Raw genomic sequence first — 2,266 nt, 5'->3', positions numbered from 1 at the left:
AATACACTGTTCCGGATAAATTCCGGAACGGTTTGAAATCAAGATTCCTATTGTTCGGTTACTCTATCCAGAATGTGTTTTCTTCCCTCATGGCGAGCGCTCTGTATAACCGGCACAGTAGTCAACCCAGCCTATCGCTGGAACCTGTGACTGTTTCATGCAATCGTTAAAATCTTATGTGCTTTGTCTTAAATCATTTCATTATGGAGCTAATGATAGCCACACTGAGTGTGAATCACAAGACTCATGAGCCAAATGAACAACACTCACTTTTTTCCGCTTCATAAGGACATGTAAACCACATGTCTTGACGAGTGACGTAAGACGTCATATCATACAGTATGATAAAGTCTTTTAAATGCAGAGATACTGAGAAGCTGTTTAATGATATGGATATCCGAAAATTCAGGAGTATCAACAGAACAGCCAGGATTAAGCTTGAAGTTCTGAATGCAGCTGTCTCTTTGAAGAGTTTGCGTATTCCCCCGGGGAACAGACTTGAGCAACTAAAAGGAAATAGGAAAGGTCAACACAGCATGAGAATCAATAATCAATGGCGCATCTGCTTTGTTTGGAAGGACGAAGGAGTCATTGAAGTTGAAATTGTGGATTATCATAAGGGGTAGCGATATGACAAATAAATTATCTCCGATTACACCAGGCGATGTTCTTTTAGAGGAGTTTCTCAAGCCAATGGGCATTTCCCAGAGCCAGCTTGCAAAAGACATTAACGTACCGGCAAACCGTATTAGTCAGGTTGTTCATGGGAAAAGGGAAATTACCGCAGATACTGCGCTGCGACTGGGCAAATACTTCGGGATTGAACCTGAATTTTGGCTAAATTTACAGGTTAGATACAATATGAAACTCGCAAAGAGTAAGTTTGGACAGATAATTGAGAAAGAAGTGAAGGTTCTTTTTTCTGAATCACCATTGCACAATCATGCAAACGCATGAGAAGGCATGTAATTACCAATATTTCTGATTAGCACGCTACACACAACTATCGTCTGATTTTGCAGCATCGATCATACACTGATGATTATCGTCCGAAAGTCGTTTCTGTCCGGTTTGCTCTGAGTTTAGCATATTTTAAAACTAAGGCTCAGTGGATTGCTATATGATTGGTAAATACGCGGTGGCAATTCCACTGCAACCGCTTGATATGTTCGATTCTACTGAAAAGCTAGCTTCTCTTTCACCAGCCTTTATTTGGCCAGCCCTTCTGTTTCTCCTCGCGATAGCGTTCTATCCATTCCTCGGATAGATCATCTGCAAGTTTCTCGAGGTTTTTCTTAGAGAGTCCCATATCGTCTGGAATTGGAATATTCAGATAGTCTAAAATTGAAATTAAGGTTGAGGATACGTCTGCAATGAAATCCTCATAAACAACGGTATGTGGTATTATCCCGGTTGAAGAGAAGAACTCCTGTAAACCAGCTTCCCTCATTGAAACCTCACAATAAAGATGATCAATCGCCTCGAACAAGTATTCCCCTCGAATGTCTTTCTCATTGGGTGGTGCGCCATGTTCGCGGTGGAATTCTCCGGTCTTAATTGCTTTCCACCATGAAACAGCAAGGCGCACTTTATTCCTTCTAGTAATCCAGATGTGCCTGCAGTCAGGAAAGGCATTATCTAGGACCTTTGCAGAATCAAAGCTTTTGTCGCTACAATCCGGGAACTGCTTGAGAAGGCTGATAGTCCTATCGTGATTTGGCTGAGAGAATCCAATCTTAATTCCAAAGACACCGTTTGCTCCGAGGCCCCTCTCCCAAATCGCCCTCTGAAGCTCAATCGGTTTGGTGCAGTTGTATTTGTCATACAGCTTATCAGGATGATTGGATTCAGCATACAACCATTCATCTGGATTGCCAGCCACCTTACAGTTCTGAAGGCATCGACAAAGATAGGTGCTTCCAGTACGCTGACTTGTCCAGATGATGTAGGATTTTTCCGGTCTATGCATTGTTAAACTCCTGATATGCTGCATCGCATTAAACCTTCACTTCAGGATACTGCCTTGATACATAACACTTGGGCTTAGCTGATTGCATAGAAGCATTACCCGAACCGTGGTGCAATTCTGCTACAGCCCATTGTTAAGTTTTTTATTACTTTATGTTCTAATCTCAAGGCTACCATGAAAATGATAATATTCCATGCCTTCAATCACAAGGGGTTTGAAGGATATAAATATTTTACTCGGATTTACTTCGTTTCCTTCCAGAGCTTCAGAAGTTCCTGTTCCCGCTCTGCCGTTAAT

3 protein-coding genes are annotated in these 2,266 nt (G+C 41.8%); 2 read left to right on the top strand and 1 reads right to left on the bottom strand.

Features of this window, described 5'->3' with window-relative positions; all coding sequences use genetic code 11:
- Positions 1–341 precede the first annotated feature (341 nt).
- Positions 342–626: a type II toxin-antitoxin system RelE/ParE family toxin gene (locus K8S15_11375; protein ID MCD4776634.1), complete on the top strand. Its 285-nt coding sequence runs from the start codon at positions 342–344 to the stop codon at positions 624–626.
- Between the two features lie 4 nt (positions 627–630).
- A complete protein-coding gene (locus K8S15_11370; protein MCD4776633.1) occupies positions 631–957 on the top strand; it encodes a HigA family addiction module antidote protein in 327 nt (108 codons plus the stop codon).
- A 241-nt stretch (positions 958–1,198) separates the two neighbouring features.
- Here the strand turns inward: K8S15_11370 and K8S15_11365 are convergent, their stop codons facing one another.
- Positions 1,199–1,969, bottom strand: coding sequence for a sulfotransferase (locus tag K8S15_11365; GenBank protein ID MCD4776632.1), 771 nt, complete (start codon positions 1,967–1,969; stop codon positions 1,199–1,201).
- Positions 1,970–2,266 lie beyond the last annotated feature (297 nt).

The sequence above is a fragment of the Candidatus Aegiribacteria sp. genome (genome assembly GCA_021108005.1).
GTDB lineage: Bacteria > Fermentibacterota > Fermentibacteria > Fermentibacterales > JCC-6 > Aegiribacteria.
This window is presented reverse-complemented; position numbering and strand designations above follow the sequence as displayed.